General features: G+C 63.4%; 18 protein-coding genes. 7 read left to right on the top strand and 11 right to left on the bottom strand.

What is annotated here, in order from left to right; all coding sequences use genetic code 11:
* Positions 1 to 129: 129 nt before the first annotated feature.
* Both SP5_RS17120 and SP5_RS17115 read right to left on the bottom strand, forming a co-directional pair.
* Positions 130 to 567: a hypothetical protein gene (locus SP5_RS17120; protein WP_010339224.1), complete on the bottom strand. Its 438-nt coding sequence runs from the start codon at positions 565 to 567 to the stop codon at positions 130 to 132.
* A gap of 149 nt (positions 568 to 716) precedes the next feature.
* Positions 717 to 3,686 (bottom strand): Tn3 family transposase, encoded by a 2,970-nt coding sequence (locus tag SP5_RS17115; protein WP_084220744.1) that lies wholly within the window; start codon positions 3,684 to 3,686, stop codon positions 717 to 719.
* A gap of 173 nt (positions 3,687 to 3,859) precedes the next feature.
* On the opposite strand from SP5_RS17115, the gene SP5_RS17105 reads away from it, so the two are divergent.
* Positions 3,860 to 4,420 carry a recombinase family protein gene (locus SP5_RS17105; protein ID WP_017184234.1) on the top strand — a complete coding sequence of 187 codons (561 nt, stop codon included), beginning with the start codon at positions 3,860 to 3,862 and terminating at the stop codon, positions 4,418 to 4,420.
* Positions 4,421 to 4,504: 84 nt separating this feature from the next.
* On the opposite strand, the gene SP5_RS17100 is transcribed toward SP5_RS17105, so the two are convergent.
* The 4 genes from SP5_RS17100 to SP5_RS17085 all read right to left on the bottom strand — a co-directional run bounded on the left by SP5_RS17100 (position 4,505) and on the right by SP5_RS17085 (position 8,739).
* A complete protein-coding gene (locus tag SP5_RS17100; protein ID WP_157784811.1) occupies positions 4,505 to 5,584 on the bottom strand; it encodes a Cj0069 family protein in 1,080 nt (359 codons plus the stop codon).
* 88 nt (positions 5,585 to 5,672) lie between these two features.
* Complete coding sequence (locus SP5_RS17095) at positions 5,673 to 6,404, bottom strand: superoxide dismutase (protein WP_008603800.1); 732 nt, start codon at positions 6,402 to 6,404, stop codon at positions 5,673 to 5,675.
* 11 nt (positions 6,405 to 6,415) lie between these two features.
* Positions 6,416 to 7,813 carry a chromate efflux transporter gene (gene chrA, locus SP5_RS17090; RefSeq protein ID WP_017184237.1) on the bottom strand — a complete coding sequence of 466 codons (1,398 nt, stop codon included), beginning with the start codon at positions 7,811 to 7,813 and terminating at the stop codon, positions 6,416 to 6,418.
* A gap of 2 nt (positions 7,814 to 7,815) precedes the next feature.
* Positions 7,816 to 8,739: a chromate resistance protein ChrB domain-containing protein gene (locus SP5_RS17085; protein ID WP_008603798.1), complete on the bottom strand. Its 924-nt coding sequence runs from the start codon at positions 8,737 to 8,739 to the stop codon at positions 7,816 to 7,818.
* Positions 8,740 to 8,934: 195 nt separating this feature from the next.
* Here SP5_RS17085 and SP5_RS17080 point away from each other — a divergent pair, with 195 nt between their 5' ends.
* The 3 genes from SP5_RS17080 (at position 8,935) to SP5_RS20010 (ending at position 10,628) form a co-directional block, all read left to right on the top strand.
* The gene (locus tag SP5_RS17080; protein WP_042490969.1) at positions 8,935 to 9,825 is read left to right on the top strand and encodes a DUF1259 domain-containing protein; all 891 of its coding nucleotides are present in this window, start codon (positions 8,935 to 8,937) and stop codon (positions 9,823 to 9,825) included.
* The gene (locus SP5_RS17075) at positions 9,822 to 10,226 is read left to right on the top strand and encodes a PepSY domain-containing protein (RefSeq protein ID WP_228165648.1); all 405 of its coding nucleotides are present in this window, start codon (positions 9,822 to 9,824) and stop codon (positions 10,224 to 10,226) included. The genes SP5_RS17080 and SP5_RS17075 overlap by 4 nt, the downstream gene beginning before the upstream one ends.
* A 75-nt stretch (positions 10,227 to 10,301) precedes the next feature.
* Entirely contained in the window at positions 10,302 to 10,628 is a 327-nt protein-coding gene (locus SP5_RS20010; RefSeq protein ID WP_223178489.1) for a Rap1a/Tai family immunity protein, read from the top strand.
* Between the two features lie 132 nt (positions 10,629 to 10,760).
* Here the strand turns inward: SP5_RS20010 and SP5_RS19345 are convergent, their stop codons facing one another.
* From SP5_RS19345 to SP5_RS17055, 4 genes are read right to left on the bottom strand one after another with little or no spacing between them, the layout of a single operon-like run.
* Positions 10,761 to 11,399: a hypothetical protein gene (locus tag SP5_RS19345; RefSeq protein ID WP_157013791.1), complete on the bottom strand. Its 639-nt coding sequence runs from the start codon at positions 11,397 to 11,399 to the stop codon at positions 10,761 to 10,763.
* An 8-nt stretch (positions 11,400 to 11,407) separates the two neighbouring features.
* Positions 11,408 to 12,028, bottom strand: coding sequence for a histidine phosphatase family protein (locus SP5_RS17065; protein ID WP_010339222.1), 621 nt, complete (start codon positions 12,026 to 12,028; stop codon positions 11,408 to 11,410).
* A gap of 2 nt (positions 12,029 to 12,030) precedes the next feature.
* Positions 12,031 to 12,351, bottom strand: coding sequence for a type II toxin-antitoxin system YafQ family toxin (locus SP5_RS17060; protein ID WP_029547945.1), 321 nt, complete (start codon positions 12,349 to 12,351; stop codon positions 12,031 to 12,033).
* Positions 12,320 to 12,601 (bottom strand): type II toxin-antitoxin system RelB/DinJ family antitoxin, encoded by a 282-nt coding sequence (locus SP5_RS17055; RefSeq protein ID WP_010339220.1) that lies wholly within the window; start codon positions 12,599 to 12,601, stop codon positions 12,320 to 12,322. Before SP5_RS17055 ends, SP5_RS17060 begins: the two co-directional genes overlap by 32 nt.
* A 418-nt stretch (positions 12,602 to 13,019) precedes the next feature.
* On the opposite strand from SP5_RS17055, the gene SP5_RS17050 reads away from it, so the two are divergent.
* The 3 genes from SP5_RS17050 (at position 13,020) to SP5_RS17040 (ending at position 14,748) form a co-directional block, all read left to right on the top strand.
* On the top strand, positions 13,020 to 13,652 hold the full coding sequence (locus tag SP5_RS17050) for a transcription elongation protein SprT (protein ID WP_010339219.1): 633 nt from the start codon (positions 13,020 to 13,022) through the stop codon (positions 13,650 to 13,652).
* A 155-nt stretch (positions 13,653 to 13,807) separates the two neighbouring features.
* Positions 13,808 to 14,449 (top strand): AAA family ATPase, encoded by a 642-nt coding sequence (locus SP5_RS17045; protein ID WP_010339218.1) that lies wholly within the window; start codon positions 13,808 to 13,810, stop codon positions 14,447 to 14,449.
* 17 nt (positions 14,450 to 14,466) lie between these two features.
* A complete protein-coding gene (locus SP5_RS17040) occupies positions 14,467 to 14,748 on the top strand; it encodes a hypothetical protein (RefSeq protein ID WP_010339217.1) in 282 nt (93 codons plus the stop codon).
* Between the two features lie 70 nt (positions 14,749 to 14,818).
* Here the strand turns inward: SP5_RS17040 and SP5_RS17035 are convergent, their stop codons facing one another.
* On the bottom strand, positions 14,819 to 15,730 hold the full coding sequence (locus tag SP5_RS17035) for a replication initiation protein (protein WP_029547944.1): 912 nt from the start codon (positions 15,728 to 15,730) through the stop codon (positions 14,819 to 14,821).
* Between the last annotated feature and the right edge of the window lie 63 nt (positions 15,731 to 15,793).

Here is a 15,793-nt window from a genome sequence, read left to right as displayed (position 1 = left end):
AGCGGGCAGCGCGTGCCGATCGGCCCACGCATTCAACTTGGCGGGGGCGTCGGCGAGAGCATACCTCCCGAGGCCCTTTCCACTCCCCTGCCCTCGCAATGTGCCGGCCCCTATTTCAGCGCCAACTGACTATCGCGCCTTACCGGGCACGACGGGGTTATGAAATACCGAAGGCGTGATCCCGACCAGCAGGAACAGGGGCCGTCCGCAAAATTCGGCCAGTTCTTCGCTGAATCCACGTCGCACCTTGGAGAGAGGGCCGCCGAGCAATTGAAGCGGGGCGGAGGGCTTCGCGGTTGCAGATTGCAGGGTAGCGTCAAAGGTCGCTGGCGTGCGGAATACCGGCGAATATTCTTGGCCGCTGTAGTCCACGACAAGGCACGATCCTTGCCGCCGCACGAAGCCATGCCGTTCAATCGCGTCAGACACGACCAGGCCGTCTTCTGATTCCTGCACATCGTTTCGGACGAGCGCGGTGACGCCATCCTGGGTCTGTTCGACCACCGATGGCGAGGTCTCTCCCAGGCCGCACGCGCTCACCAGCAGGAACAGGCACAGTGCGGCCACCCTCACATCACTCTCCTGGCAAAATGCCGTTAACCGCGAAGGTCGGGAATGTGCGGCAGTCGGAGGGAATGGCATGTTGTCGTGCAAATGGCGTCACCTCAAGGTTTGTGCGCCAGACAACGATTTGGCGGACATAATGAGAACACTGGCTATGCCACGAGTTTGAAGCGGGCCATGGGATCGTTGAGGGTGCGGAACTCGCCAGGGGAGAGCCGGTTTGCCCTTTGCCACAGATAGTCGCCGGTCAAACTGATATGCACCCAGCCCATCGGCGAGAGATGGGCAAGCAGCGCATCATCGAAGGTGCCGCCGGATGATTGGAGATGCTGGGCGGCCCTGTCCATATAGACGGTGTTCCAGTAAGAAATCGCCGCGATCAGCAGATTGAGGCCCGATGCCCGATATTCCTGATTCTCGATCGAGCGATCGGTGAACCGCCCCTGTCGGTTGGTGTAGATCGCGGCGGCAAGGGTATGACGTGCTTCGCCTTTATTGAGGCCGGCCTGGCAGGCGCGACGCAAGTCGGGCTGTTCAAGCCAGTCGAGCGCAAATAGCGTCCGCTCGATGCGGCCGAGTTCGGCCAGCGCAAAATCCAGCCTGTTCTGGCGCTTGTAGGCGGCCAGCTTGCGCAGGATCGCGGAGGGCGCAACGGCTCCTTCCTTAATGGAGGCGACGATCCTGACGATGTCATCCCAATCGGCTTCGATCGCCGCCGTCTTGATCGTGCGGCCCATGAGGCTTTCGATGCCTTTGTAGGTCGAAGGCGCGGCGATCGAGCCGAGTTTCCGGTCGACGATGTCGCGCAGACGGGGCACGAACCGGAAGCCGAGAAGATGGCAAAGGGCAAAGACATGGTCCGTCGCGCCGCCGGTATCAGTGTAATGCTCATGCAGCGGTAGCGCGCCGGCGCCGAGCATCAGGCCATCCAGCACGTAGGGGGCCTCGCCGGCGGTGGCCGACATGATCCGCGATCCGAACGAGGCAAAATGATCGGACAGGTGGGAGTAGATCTTCAGGCCCGGCTCGCTGCCATATTTCGCATTGATGTCGGCCGCCGCCGATCGGTTGCGGCCCGAGCGGAAGAACTGCCCATCGGAGGATGAACTAGTGCCGGCTCCCCAATGGCGCGTGAAAGGAAGATCATGGTGCGCGGCAACGATCATCCCCAACGCGGCCTGATAGTTTTCGGGCGACAAATACCAGTTGTGGGTCCAGGCAAGCTGGGCGTAGCTCACCCCGTCGCTGGCGTTGGCCATGCGCTCTAGACCCAGATTCGATCCATCAGCGAGAATGGCGGCGAGGATCGCGTGCGGGTTGTCATGCTCCTTGCCGGACCGAAGATCGCGAAATGCGCTCAGGAACCCGGTGCGCTCGGCCACCTCGACCAGGAGTTCGGTGATCCGCACGCGCGGAAGCAAGGCGTCGAGCCTGCGATCGAGAGCCTCCGCCTCGGGTGGAGTGATCGCCGGCATGGGTTGCAGCTTGAGCCGGTCGCGTTCGAGCGCCACGCCCGCGAGCCTGTTCGCCTTGAGTTGCTTGGCGAAACGGCGCAGCCGCCAGTCGAGCGTCCTTGCCCGCTCCTCCAGATAGGCGGCCGCATCGGTCTGGAATGGCAGGCTGTCGGCCACCTTATCGGCATCGCGTCGACTCAGCAAATAGGTGTCGAAGCGGCGATAATTGCGGGTTCCTTCGACCCATATGTCGCCGGCGCGCAACCGATCGCGCAGCGTGGCCATGATGGCCGTCTCGTATCGCCGGCGATCGACCTGGCCACCTTCGGTGATGAGGCGCTTCCACTGCCGGTTGGCGAATGGGAGCGGAACGCCCTCGGGCAGGCTGCGGGCCTTGCGGGCATTGGTATCGCGGATGACCTCGATGGCCTTGACCAGTTGCGATCCGCTCCCCGATGCCTTGAACGTGAATGTATCGAGGAAAGCCGGGCTGAACCGCCGCAGCGTCGCATAGCGACCAGTCGCCGCGACAAGCGCATCTTCGCCCGCCAGCTCGGCCAGCGCATCGACCTGCGATTTGGCTGCGACCAGTCTGTGCCAGCCTACCGCTTCGTCGATCAGTTCGAGCGGATTACCGCCATGTTCGACCGCCTCTCCCAGCGCGGCGATCGTCGCGCCGAACAGCCGCATAAGTTCGCCGACCGAGCGGATGCTGTCCTGATAGCGCCTTTCCCGCCCGCGCCGCGCCCGTGTGAACAGGCTTCCGACAAGCCTGTCGAACATCTGGATCGCACCATCGGCGAGCCTGGCATCGAGGTCGATGACCGCCGCGATCAGCGTCGCGCGGCGCCTGTTAAGGCTATAATCGGAGAGCAGGAACGCCGGCGCAACGCCACCTTCGCGCATGAACTGCGCGAACCGGAAGTCGGGGATTTTCGCGCCGATCGCCGGGTCGATGCCGATTCCGCGCACATAGCGTAGCCGTTCCAGCAGCCCGTTGATGTTCGCCGTGGTGGGCGCTTCCTCGAAATTGCGCAGCCAGGCCAGCGGCGTCATGCCGAAGTCGCTGTTGTTGACGATCAGATCATCGATCCGCGCCAGTTCGGCATGACCCAGGCTTTCGACAATGAGCGCCGCCGCGGCTTTGCGGGCGCGTGCCCTGCCGGCGAGGCCCGCACGTTCGAGCGTGTCTGCCGATGGAAGAATGAAGCGTTCCTGCTTCAGCCCCTCCATCAATGCGCGGACAATAGGTTCGCCCCGATCGGTCCGCTCCGCAGCTCTTGCGGCGAGATCGAGCGCGAGCGGTATATCCCCTCGCCGAAAAGGGTGTAGCCCCAGATGCCGTGCCGCAATGTCGGCATGATCGTTACGTGTTTGCGCGCGCTGGCCATAGTCGGCGAACGCATCAACATCGACGAAGAGCTGGGCGGCGAGATAGTGAAGGACCGCATCGGGGACGTCGACGTCGGGCTGCAAACCGAAGCCGGGATGCCGCATAAGCGCGATCTGCGTTGCCAGACCGAGGCGGTTGGCAGGGCGATAGCGGCGACCGACCAGTTCGAGATCCTCGGCGGCAAGGGTATAGTGGCCGACGATCGCGGTTTCGTCATGGGGGATATCGAACAGGCGACGCCTTTCTTCTCCGGTCAATAATCGCCGCCGCGCCATCCTGCCTCCATCCCGAGTCGAGAGCGACAGGCTAGCGTCAATCTGGAGTATAGCCTAACCGGACGTCAGGATGCAGCGGCGGTTTCTGTCAGGATAGGGTTATGGCAAGCATTTATTGACGCATGTTCCGCCGTGTCATAGAATTCAACCAGACATTTTGACCGGAGGCGGCGATGAAAGGCCAGAGGATCGGTTACGTCCGGGTGAGCACATTCGATCAGAATGTCGATCGCCAGTTGGACGGGCAGTCGCTCGACCGGATTTTCACCGACAAGGCATCGGGCAAGGACATCAACCGCCCCGAACTCGATGCCATGCTCGCCTTCGCCCGCGAGGGTGACACCGTCGTGGTCCACAGCATGGATCGATTGGCGCGTAATCTCGACGATCTGCGCAAACTGGTTCAGTCCCTCACCAAAAGAGGCGTCCGGATCGAGTTCGTGAAGGAAAGCCTGGCCTTCTCGGGCGAGGATTCCCCGATGGCCAACCTGATGCTCTCGGTCATGGGTGCGTTCGCCGAATTCGAGCGCGCCCTGATCCGGGAGCGGCAGCGCGAAGGCATTGCGGTCGCCAGACAACGCGGTGCTTATCGCGGGCGGAAACGTTCCCTCTCCGACGAAATGGTCGCCGAGCTGCACCGCCGTGTTGATGACGGCGAGCGCAAGGCCGTCATCGCCCGTGACCTGGGGATCAGTCGCGAAACCCTCTACCAGTATCTCCGCGCTGCCACCTGAGCCGGTTTCACCCAGCCTCGCTCACCCTTAGGCTTGTCTGATTGATACGACCAATGTCACGTCTCTTGAATTGCTTGAATCATATCAATGAGGATTGGAGGTCTCCTTCGTCAAACGAATGGCAAGAGCGCGACCGATTGCCGCTGCGGCGACTGGCTGGACGGCGCTTGGCGGAAATGGTGCAACCGAACTAGCATTGATCTCGCAAAGCGCATAGGAGCCATCGCTGATGGCTTCACCAGGGCGAAATAGGAAGTCGGCGTCCCAAAGAAGCGGAAGATCGTGGTCGGCGATCGACAGCAACCTTTGCATCTCTGGAATCCAGCGATCCTCCATCGCTTTCCGTAAGGCTGCGAAGCGCGTCACCTCCGGTCCGAACATGGCGCGGCCCATCGGCTGTGGGGTTGACGACGTTGTATCAATGGCCGTTGGCGTCATCAGCGCAGTGATCAGGTTGTGCCCAAAGCCAACCACTCGGTGCCCGCACACGTAGCAGCGGACCATGCCCTCGGACGACTGCGGCTGATAAGCCTGATCGATCAGCACGCCGCCGTCGTTTAGAAACGGCACCCACCTTTCCAAGCACTCGGCTAGGCTGATGCGCTCCGATTTGCTTCCTTGGCGGGCCTCTTGAACTTTCACCGACGTTTTCAAAGCCGGAGCGTTTCCCGCTTCGTCTAGTTGGACACGCCATACATTCCTGCCGCCGTTGCCGTAGTTCGGCTTCAGCACGCGCGGGCCTGCGGCAAGATGTTCGGGGAAACGAGCGCGAAGGCCTTCAGCGTCCACGTATCGATCGACATCGCTGCCCCATTCCATGGATCGCGTTGTGTAGAGCACTTCCTTGACGCCGATTTTGGCGATCACGTCAGGATGCGCGCTGACGACAACGCCGCACCCCGCGACTTCGCGCAGCATTGGATCGAGCTGCGAGCGGTCGCCTGAAATGTCCAACGGATTCACCCAGACCAGCACTGCGTCGCACGACAGCAGCTCGTCCCGAATCTCGCGAACCGCCTCGTCCCTGTACAGTACAGGCCTTGCGGTCGCCCCGAGCGCCCGCAAGGCCTGCATTATCGGCCACTGCCGGGCTTCATGAAAGCGATGCGTCCACTCGGCTGCTTGCCCACGCCAAAGAAGAGCGATGTTCGGGCCGGATGTCATTGTTGCATCTCCCCATCGGACCTGTCCCCTTTGTGGTCGCGAACTCAGGTGTCGCGCAGCAGTGGGTGTTAAGCCACGGCGGTCGGGTTCAGCCGCCGCCGCGCAAAGCCGCGGCATAGCGCCGGTCGACCACTTCCCAGTCGATGTTGCGGAAGAAGGCGTCGACATATTTGGCGGCGGCGGTGCCGTAATCCATGTGGAAACTGTGCTCGTACATATCGAGCGCGAGCAGCGGCACGCCGGCAATCGCACCGTGCATATGATCCCACGCCCAATGGTTGTGCAGCGAGCGCGTGTGGAGATTGTAGACGAGCACGCACCAGCCCGATCCGCCGGCAAGGCTCATCCCGGTACGGCGGAAGTCGGCTTCCCAGCGGTCGAACGAGCCGAACGCCGCGCCCAGCGCGTCGCGGATGGAACCGGCTGCCTGGCCGTTGCCGCCGAGCCCGTCGAAATAGACCTCATGGAGCACGACCGAGCCGGTGCGGTGCAGCTCCTCGCGCTTCAATCCGCCATAGACCACCGGCGGCAGGTCCGTGTCAGCGAGCGCGGCGGCAAGTCGTGTCTCGATCATATTCAGGGCCTTGACCGAGCCCGCATAATTGTTCTCGTGGTGCGATGTGATCAGCCTTTCGGAGAGGCCGTGAAGCCTGGCGGGATTGAACCTGAGCGGCTTGACCTGATGATTTCCGGCAAAGGCGGGGACAGCCGCCGGCGCTGCGGCCGGCGTCTGCGCAGAGGCTTCGTTGATAGTCATGGCGGCGGCTCCGATGCCAAGAGTTGCGATTGCACTGCGTCGGGAAAGATGGTCGATCGTCACGCGTCACTCCTTCAGATGATCATTACATATGCGGCCCCGAGGACCGAGCAGACGCCGAGCACCGGCAGCATGCCGGCCTTGAACCGGAACATGGCGAGTATCGCACCCACCGCGAGCGCCAGCGCCGGCCAGTTGACGGACGTTAGGACTGGGAGATCGATGGTGCCGGCTGCGAACGGCACTTCGCGGACTTGCTCGAACAGAGTGTGGATACCAAACCAGACCGCCAGATTGAGGATCACGCCGACCACTGCGGCGGTGATCGCCGAAAGCGCGGCCGACAATGCGCGGTTGCCGCGCAGCCGCTCGATGAATGGCGCGCCGGCGAAGATCCACAGGAAGCATGGCAGGAAGGTAACCCAGGTGGTGAGGATTGCGCCGAAGGTCGCGGCGACGAGCGGCGGCAGCCCGGTCGCTTCGCGGAAGGCCGCGAGGAAGCCGACGAACTGCGTCACCATGATCAGCGGCCCGGGCGTGGTCTCGGCCATGCCGAGCCCGTCGAGCATCTCGCCGGGCTGGAGCCAGCCATAGGTCTCGACTGCCTCCTGCGCGACATAGGCGAGCACCGCATAGGCGCCGCCGAAGGTCACCACCGCCATCTGGCTGAAGAAGGTGGCGATGCGGCTGAACACGTCGTCGGGGCCGAACGCGAACAGCAGCGCTGCGACCGGCCCGAGCCAGAGCAGCAGCAGGACGCCGGAGATGCGCAGCGACCAAGAGAGGTTCGGCCGGGCATGGTCGGGAAGGCCCTCGCCAAGAGCGGTGTCGCGGTCGTGGATTATCTCAGCGCCGGCGGGACCATGTCCGCCGCCGCCCTTGAATGCGGCGTAACCAGCGCGGCCACTGAAGAAGCCGATCAGCGCGGCGGCAAGCACGATCAGCGGGAAGGGCACGTCGAGCACGAAGATCGCGACGAACGCCAGCGCGGCAAAACCGCGCATGACGTTGTTCTTCAAGGCACGCGAACCCACCCGGACCACCGCCTGTAGCACCACCGCCAGCACGGCGGCCTTCAATCCGAAGAACAATCCCTCGACCAGCGGCACTTCGCCGAGCAGCACATAGACATAGCTGAGCCCTAAAATCGCGAGGAAGCCGGGCAGCACGAATAGCGCGCCCGCGACCAGGCCGCCCTTGGTCTTATGGAGCAACCAGCCAATATAGACAGCTAGCTGTTGCGCTTCAGGGCCGGGCAGCAGCATGCAATAGTTGAGCGCGTGGAGGAACCGCTCCTCGCCGATCCAGCGCTTCTCCTCGACCAGGATGCGATGCATCACCGCTATCTGGCCCGCCGGTCCGCCGAAGCTGAGCAGCGCGACCCTGATCCAGACGCGCACCGCCTCGCCAAAGCTGATGCCGTGCTCGTGCAGCGTCTCGACTGCGATTTCAGCGCGTGCGCTGGCCTCCATCTTTAGTCCTCTTTTCGCCGGGTGAAGTGAGCATAGAATCCGTCGAGCGCGGTCGATCCGCGCGCGATCCGCTCCTCGTCGTCGTCGGTGCCGGCACAGATGCCGGCGATAAGCGCGCTCACTCCCGGAGTTTCCGGGCGCTCGAACCGAGCATCGGCAATATCAAGGTCGTGAACAATTTCGCCGAGCGCCCGCAGCGCGGGGTCGGTCTCGAGACCGGTGAGGAACACCAAGGTCTCGAAGGAGCAGCGGTCGCCTTCGTGGGTGAACTCAGCGTCCGCCATGTCGAACCTCAGTTCGTCAGGCTCCGGCACATATCCTTTGCCCTCGACGAACTTGAAGCTCGCCTCGGGGTCGATGAAGCGGCGAATGAGCCAGGCGGACGCGATGCGATCGACATGGACATGGCGGCGCGTCACCCAAACGCGGCGCTTTAGCTCCGCCGGGGTCAGCTCGGGCGCACCGGGGCCGCTCACATCGGGATGTTGGTGAGAGCGGCGGTCCGCCTCGGTGATGGCGGCCTGTGCCGCCTGCCGACCATGCGCACCGAAAAAGTCGATCGCGGCGACCTCGTTCAGGCGTTTGCGCAGGCGGCCCACATCCGCCGCCGCGACATACTCGCCCTCACACAGCGCGCGCGCCTCGCGTGCCAACTCCTCATAGTCGGCGTCACGCGCAGCGTCGAACACTCCGCGCAGCTCCGCATCGCCCATGCCGCCGACAAGGCGCGCTTCGAGGATCAGCGCCTCGCCGCCATTTTCGGTGATCTCGCGATGCAGTTCTTCGAACAGCGCGCGCGTGTCCTCGCGATTGGGGAGCGCATGGACGGCGTTCTTGAGCGGCGCGGCCCCGATCGCCTGCAAACGCCGCCAGACCTTCACCCGCAAATAGGCAGGCTTAGCCGGAAGCTGCGGGATCAGGAGCAACCAAGGGGAAGCTTGTGTGTTTGTCATAGTTGTATCGTCACTAGCCTACAAGTGTAAGGGTTGCATCACAAGCCTCATGAGCATAGGACTGCTTATCCCGAAGAAAGAAACCGGAGCGTAATGTCGCGGCTCGCCGGCGGCGCGCTCGCATGACGTGAGGCTTTCCGTGTCGAGTGCGCTGATGAAGGATCAATTATGCTGAAAAAGACCATCGCCTTGGGATTCGCCAGCCTCCTGCTGGCAAGCCCGGCATGGGCAGCGCCGGACTGGTCGGCTGTCGACCGGGCGATAGGACGAGCGGGGGCCGAACAGCCGGGGGGCGTTCACCGCTACAGCTTCCCGCGTTCGGACCTGAGCGTCACGCTGGATGGGGTGACGATCAAGCCCTCCCTCGCGCTCGGCTCTTGGGCGGCGTTTCAGCCGATGGGCGACGAGGCGATGGTGATGGGCGATCTCGTGCTGACCCACGACGAGGTGAACCCCGTTTTGAGCCGCCTGCTCGCAAGCGGTTTTACGATCACCGCGCTCCACAATCACCTGCTCCGCTCTTCGCCTGCGACCATGTACATGCACATTGCCGGCCACGGCGACCCGGTGAAGCTCGCGGCCGCGCTCCGGCAAGCGCTATCAGCCAGTCGGACCCCGCTCGCCGCGCCGCAATCGCCTTCGGCCAGCGCAGCCGCATCGCGGCTCGACCTCGATGTGGCCCCGCTCAACCGGTTGATGGGCGGTGAGGGCAAGACGGCCGGTGGCATCCTCCAATACAGCTTTCCGCGCGCCGAGCGGCTGATGGACGGCGATATGGAGACTCCGCCGACGATGGGCACGGCGACCGCGATCAACTTTCAGCCAACCGGGGACGGCCGAGCCGCCATCACCGGCGATTTCGTACTTGTCGCAAACGAGGTCGATCCGGTCCTGCGCGTGCTGCGGACGAACGGGATCGAGGTCACGGCGCTGCATAATCATATGCTAAACGACGAGCCGCGGCTGTTCTTCATGCACTTCTGGGCCAACGACGACGCAGCCAAGCTCGCCCGTGGGCTGCGCGCGGCGCTCGACAGGATGAACAATCAGAGGAGTTGAACTCGGACGACGGCTCATTGGGCCGTAACCGCCGCCCGCCCGACCCCACGGCCCTTATGCAGGAAGTGGAATGGAACATGGCTAGCAAACGAACTCTCACTGTTGTCGCAGGCGTGGGCGCGGCCGCGCTGGCGATCGCGGGCGTGGCGATCGCGCAAAACCACGAGGCGAACGAAAACCGGATAATCGGCAAGCACAGCGAACGAGACATCCCGCTTGCTCAGGTGCCCGAGGCCGCGATGAACGCGGCACGCGCGCAACTCGCGTCAATAAGCAAAGCGGAGCAAGTCACCCGAAAGGCGGACGGAAGCACGCTCTATGAAATCAAGGGCAAGAACAGCGACGGAAAGACGATCGAACTGTTCGTCACGCCCGAAGGCCAGGTGCTCGGCCGCGAATGATGGATCAGCACGGGGCGCCGGCCGTCGAGGGCCGTGCGCCCCTTCCGAAATGATACTGCGGAATAGGAGACGAAAATGCGGCCAAGGCGATGGATATTGTTATGCGCCGCTTTGGCCGCCCTGCCTGATAGTGCGATCGGCCAAACCGAACCCGCGTCGGCGACGGGCTCGGCGTTGTTCGTAAGCTGTCAAGCGAATGAGCCGCGATGCGGCGCTTACCTCCAAGGCGTGCTCGACATGATGATCGTCGCGCGAAAAGCGGAATGCCGCGCTCCACGCTATGACCGATCGGCGCTGCGCGCGGCATATTTACGCTGGGCGGAGCAGAATAGCTATTTTATGAGTGTTCATATGGTGGCCGGAGCTGAACGCTCGTTAGCGAAGGCTTGGCCATGTCAGTAGCATCGTACCCCGCGGCGTAGCCTGCCCGGCGGCTGCCTTTGAGGGCAGGCGGAGCGTCCGCCTGGCGGTGAATTCCGCCAGCTCAACGATCCCATGTCGCGCCTCAAGCTCGCTAATTAGCCGATGTTCGCATTATGTCTGCCAAATCGTTGTCTGGCGCACAAACCTTGAGGTGACGCCAAATGCAGGCGAGACGGTGTTTCCGCCGGTGCCTGTCAGCGCGACCGGCGCGCCGATCGCGGCGGACGCGCCCAACTGCTCGATGCGATATCCATCCTGCGTCTGCGTAATTTGCGCGGGCTGTCGCCAGACCAACAGGCGTGAACCATTGGCTTCGCGGAGCACGACACATCCCCTCTCCACCGCGAGCATTCCGCGCGCTTCCTGCATAGCCGATGGCGGGAAGGTCGCGGCATCGTAGGTCACGATAAATGGCCGTGCTTTGGAATATTTCGCCGGAATTGTCTGGCAATCCCGCTCATCGATCAGGGGAACAGTGGTCGCAAGATCGCGCGGGGGTAACGGTCGCAGCGCCGCGCACGAAAAATCCGGTGCTGCCGTGGTCAGTTCGTAAGCGGTGCTGATGACGATCGCGCCGCGCCTGGCATCGATGACTATTCCTAGTGGCCCGTAGAGATCGCGCGGCAAGGCGGATCGGCTATTCGTAAAAGCGCGCTCTAGCTCGGCGGCCGAGTATGGATGCGCCCCAACATGGCTGTTGGTAGGAGGCTCCGGCGTGTTGGCGCAGGAGGCCAGCAGGATCGCCGCCAAGAGAGGGGTTATGCGTCGAGTGCCAGTGAACATTCCCAGCGATCCTCAGTCCACCTGAACCCGATCCTTTCCGCGTTGCCGATCGCGGGCGGCTCGCCCTTGCGCCAGAACGCTCGCATCTTGGCGCGGTCATCCATATGGGCATCGGCGACGATCGCGCGCGCGGCCTGGATGAACTGCCCATGCCCGAACACATAGGCCAGCGAGTCCGTGGGCATGGCGGCGAGGCGGTCTAGCGCCGTCTCGCAGCGCCGGAGCAGCGTGGCGAAGCTCTCTGCCCCCTCCCCGTCGCAATAGTCCGGGTCCGCGTCCTGCCAATAGCGTTCGAGGTGCGGCATCCTCTCGGCGCTGCGCGTGCCGTTCCAGCGCGCCGGTTGCAGATAGGTGAACTCTTCGATCGGCCACACTTCGACCGGCACACCGGGAAAGCGCGCGATCGTCGGCGCGGCCGTCTGCTGCGTGCGGGTATAGGGGGACGTGACGATGAGCGCGGGCGCTTGCGTCCAGCTCGCCGCGACCGCCCTCGCCTGTTCGTGGCCGCGCTCCGTCAGCTCGATCGTCGCGAGATCGTGGCACGGCACGCCGGCATTGCCGGTGGATTCGCCGTGACGGATGAAGATTACGCGCATGGCTATTCAAACAGTTCCGCATGAGTGCCGGCGCGCACGAAGTTCACCAGATTCCCCTCAATCGTATAGATCAGCAGGAAATCGCCGCCGATATGGCACTCGCGATGATCGCTCCAATCGCCTTTCAGCGGATGATCCAGCCATTCCGGGCCTAACGGCGCGTCGTTGGCGATGAGCATCATCATCGCCTCCTTGAGCTGTTTCATGTTGTAGCGCCCGCTGCGCGACAGTCGCTCCCAATCCTTGACGAACCTTTTTTCGTAGGACGCCTCTCTTGGGAACGAAGCCCGCTTACTGCTGGTGGGCTTCTTGGTCGAGGGCATCGAACATTTCCTGGGCATCGGTGAAACGGGCGCGGTGGGCCTTCATCGTCGCGCGGGACGCCTCGATCGCGGCGCGCGTCTCGGCGTTCGGCACCTTCAGCTCGAACGGCAACGCATGATCCTTGGCAACCCGCGTGAGGGTCATGCGGACCACATCCGAGACGGTCAGCCCCAGCTCGGCCAGCACGGCGGCGGCTTCATCCTTCAATGTTTCGTCGATGCGCGCGCGCACGAAAGCGGTAGCGGCCATTGGAACCTCCTTGGTCAAGCCGACAATGTAGCTCATTTGAGCAACAATTTCAATCCAGGCAGGGGACATGCGCCTGCCGCTGGCGCGGCACCGTGGCCCTACTCGCTTCGCTCCCCAAGCCCGCAAGCGGTCTTGGCCCAAGGTGACGACCCACATGGCGGGGGCGAGATCGCAAGCGGATCTCGCTTCATGGTGCCGGCGTGCGCCGGCGTCGATGTTCGTTCAAGGGGGAAAGGCGGTCCCGGCCGTCTCTCCCCCGCAACGGGATTAGATGGGGCCGTGCCTCGCTGCGCTGCGGCCGCACCACCCCCATCGAATCCCGCTGCCCCCCTCTCTCGCCGGCGTTCTTGGGCGTCCGTGTTCCGGCCGATGGCATGGCCATCGCCGGACAGGCGATTTGAAGGGAGGAGTAAGGACGATGACCCACCAAACCCGCGAAAGCTGGCTCAATGCCGTGGCGCTGGGCATGGCTCCGCTGTTCGAGGCGCTGGACGCCCCCCTGCCCGACCGCGTGCGCGTGGCGATCGGCTTCACCAGCAGAGGCGCGAAGGGCAAGGCGATCGGCGAGTGCTGGGATAATCGGTTGAGCGCGGACGGGCATTTTGAAATCTTCATCCGGCCCGACCTGGCGCACGCGCCCGATGCGATGCCGGCGCAGATCGCGGCCATTCTCGCGCATGAACTGGTCCATGCCGCCGTTGGCATCCCGGCAGGGCATGGGAAGGCGTTTAAACGGGTCGCCCTTGGGCTGGGCCTAGTCGGGCCGATGCGCGCCACCACCCCCGGCGAGGCGTTCCTTGCGGCCATCGCGCCGATCTTGGAGAGCGTCGGCCCCCTCCCCCATGCCCGCCTTGATACGGACGGAGAGTCGACCGCGCCCAAGAAGCAGAAAGCCCGGATGCTCAAATGCGAGTGCGCGACGTGCGGCTATACCGTGAGGACCGCGCGCAAATGGCTTGAGCAGGCCGGAGCGCCGCTTTGCCCGATCGAGGATCACGGCCAGATGAGCCATGAGCCGCTGGACGATGACGATCCCGAACCGGAGGAATGAGGGCGTTATCGTCATTTCGGATTCAAGACCCGTCCTATCGCCATTTCAATGACGCTCCGATGGCTTAACACCAATAGGTAAGCATCATCTGTATATCATAGCGATAGACAGTTCATGGCAAATCGACTAACGATAGCTCGCAGAGTGAGGGCATTATGATATTGGCAGTCGGAAACACGAAAGGCGGCGTTGGCAAGACCACCCTCGCCGTCAATCTCGCGGTCGCGCTGGCGCTCGCCGGCCGCGACCTCTTGCTGGTGGACGGGGACGAGCAGGGCACCGCCCTCACCTTCACCCAGCTTCGCGCCGAGCGGCTTGGGGAGGCCGGCTATACCGCCGTCGCCCTCACCGGCGCGGCGCTGCGCAGCCAGGTCCGCCAGCTCGCCAGCAAATATGACGATATCATCATCGACGTGGGCGGACGCGATACCGGATCGCTGCGCGCCGCGCTCACCGTCGCCGACACGCTCCTGGTGCCGGTGCAGCCGCGCAGCTTCGACGTGTGGGCGCTCGATCAGGTTTCGGCGCTGGTCGCCGAGGCGCGCGAGATCAACGAGGGCTTGCGCGCCGTGGCCGTGCTGAACGGCGCGGACGCGCAGGGGGCCGACAATGAGGCCGCCTTGGAGATGATCGGCGATATCGACGGTATCGAAGTGCTGCCCACGTCGATCGTGCGGCGCAAGGCGTTCCCGAACGCGGCGGCCGAGGGCAGGGCGGTTATCGAGCAAAGCCCGCGCGACCCCAAGGCGATAGACGAATTGACGGCGCTGATCGGCGCGGTTTGTATATCAAGATAATATCGGAGTGCGTGTTAATGGCTATCGCTCGTAAACCGAACAGCAAGCCCAAGCCGGCGATTGACGAGGCGGCCGCCGATGCCTTCATTGCCGGCGCGGCGAAGCCGGATGCCGCGCCGATCGCGGTCGAGGCCGACGAGGCGGGGCAGGGGGCCGAGCCGCGCAAGTCGCCGGTGATGCTGCGTTTCGATCGCGCGCTTCTCGCCAAGGTCGATGCGGCAGCCAAGCGGCGCGGGATCAGCCGGAGCGCGTGGATTCAGTTCACGGTGAGCCGCGCGCTCGATGCCGGCGAGGGTTAGGGCGGCGCGGGCTGAGCTGGCGAAGGCTAGGCGGTCCTAGCGCGCGAAAGGTGAGTTTTGGGGTAGGCCCTCACCGTTCGGCCGCTGGCGCGCTGAAATCCACCAGCACCGGCATTTCGGGTATGTCGCCGCGCAGCTTGGCGCGCCGCACGATGCTATGCTGGTCGATCAGGTTTTGCGCGTCGCGCCGGCCGCTCATGGTTTTCGGGAGCCACATCATCGAAACCCGCTCGACCTTGCGGCCTTTCTTGATCGGGGTGAACTCGACCCAGAAGGGGCAGAGCTTGTTGATTTCGTCCTGCGCGACCTTGAGGCAGTATTTGTTGAAATCGGCGAAGCGTTCCAACTTACCTTCCGGCACGTTGAGCAGCCCGCGCAGCTCCGCAATCGTGAACTCTTCGCTTTGCTTGTATTCGAGGCCGATCCGCCGTTCGATCATTTCATAGAGGCACAGCGCGTATTTCGACTCGAAGCAATACATCACTTGCGTCTTGAGGCGGGCATAGACCTCGCTGTTACGCAATATCTCGATCAGCTCTTCGGGAATCCGGTAATGGAGGAAGCCGTCTTTTTCGAGGCTTTCGTCGCTGGGGCCGAGAAGCTGGACGCGGCGCTTGTAGCTCTTGCCGGCCTTGCGGATGGTGACGATCGCGATCGTGCCCATCAGACGCAGCAGCGAGCTTTCTATGCGCTCGTTGCCCTGGTGCGTGCCCTTGAGCGCGGATTTGGCGATGCGGTGAATGACCGGCTCGCCGATCCGGTCCCAGGCGTTCGCGATCAGCAGATTGTAGATTCGCCGATCGGCGAGGGTGAGGGGCGACAGCTCGACAATATCGACCAGCTCGCCGGGTTTGACGATTTCCCCGTAATTGGCGGGATCGAACGGGTTTCCGCGTCCCTTTTGGGCGAGGGTGAGGGCGGTTTCGTCGCCCGAGGCAGTCTTTGCCTTCGCGTCCTTCACTGGTGAGTTTGCTAAAGCCATGCCCTCACCTTAACAGCAGCGGTGAGCTAGGCAAATCCTAAAGCTCGCCGATCGCGATCAGGG

Origin of the sequence: Sphingomonas parapaucimobilis NBRC 15100 (assembly GCF_000787715.1) — a bacterium.
In the GTDB taxonomy this organism is placed as follows: Bacteria; Pseudomonadota; Alphaproteobacteria; order Sphingomonadales; family Sphingomonadaceae; genus Sphingomonas; species Sphingomonas parapaucimobilis.
Note: the sequence above shows the minus strand (reverse complement) of the source record. Positions and strands in the feature narration are given on the sequence as shown.

Coding starts and splice junctions, on each gene's coding strand:
- SP5_RS17115 (WP_084220744.1), bottom strand. CDS start 3,686: ATGGCGCGGCGGCGATTATTGACCGGAGAAGAAAGGCGTCGCCTGTTC.
- SP5_RS17105 (WP_017184234.1), top strand. CDS start 3,860: ATGAAAGGCCAGAGGATCGGTTACGTCCGGGTGAGCACATTCGATCAG.
- SP5_RS17100 (WP_157784811.1), bottom strand. CDS start 5,584: ATGACATCCGGCCCGAACATCGCTCTTCTTTGGCGTGGGCAAGCAGCC.
- chrA (WP_017184237.1), bottom strand. CDS start 7,813: ATGGAGGCCAGCGCACGCGCTGAAATCGCAGTCGAGACGCTGCACGAG.
- SP5_RS17080 (WP_042490969.1), top strand. CDS start 8,935: ATGCTGAAAAAGACCATCGCCTTGGGATTCGCCAGCCTCCTGCTGGCA.
- SP5_RS20010 (WP_223178489.1), top strand. CDS start 10,302: ATGCGGCCAAGGCGATGGATATTGTTATGCGCCGCTTTGGCCGCCCTG.
- SP5_RS17065 (WP_010339222.1), bottom strand. CDS start 12,028: ATGCGCGTAATCTTCATCCGTCACGGCGAATCCACCGGCAATGCCGGC.
- SP5_RS17060 (WP_029547945.1), bottom strand. CDS start 12,351: ATGCCCTCGACCAAGAAGCCCACCAGCAGTAAGCGGGCTTCGTTCCCA.
- SP5_RS17055 (WP_010339220.1), bottom strand. CDS start 12,601: ATGGCCGCTACCGCTTTCGTGCGCGCGCGCATCGACGAAACATTGAAG.
- SP5_RS17050 (WP_010339219.1), top strand. CDS start 13,020: ATGACCCACCAAACCCGCGAAAGCTGGCTCAATGCCGTGGCGCTGGGC.
- SP5_RS17045 (WP_010339218.1), top strand. CDS start 13,808: ATGATATTGGCAGTCGGAAACACGAAAGGCGGCGTTGGCAAGACCACC.
- SP5_RS17040 (WP_010339217.1), top strand. CDS start 14,467: ATGGCTATCGCTCGTAAACCGAACAGCAAGCCCAAGCCGGCGATTGAC.
- SP5_RS17035 (WP_029547944.1), bottom strand. CDS start 15,730: ATGGCTTTAGCAAACTCACCAGTGAAGGACGCGAAGGCAAAGACTGCC.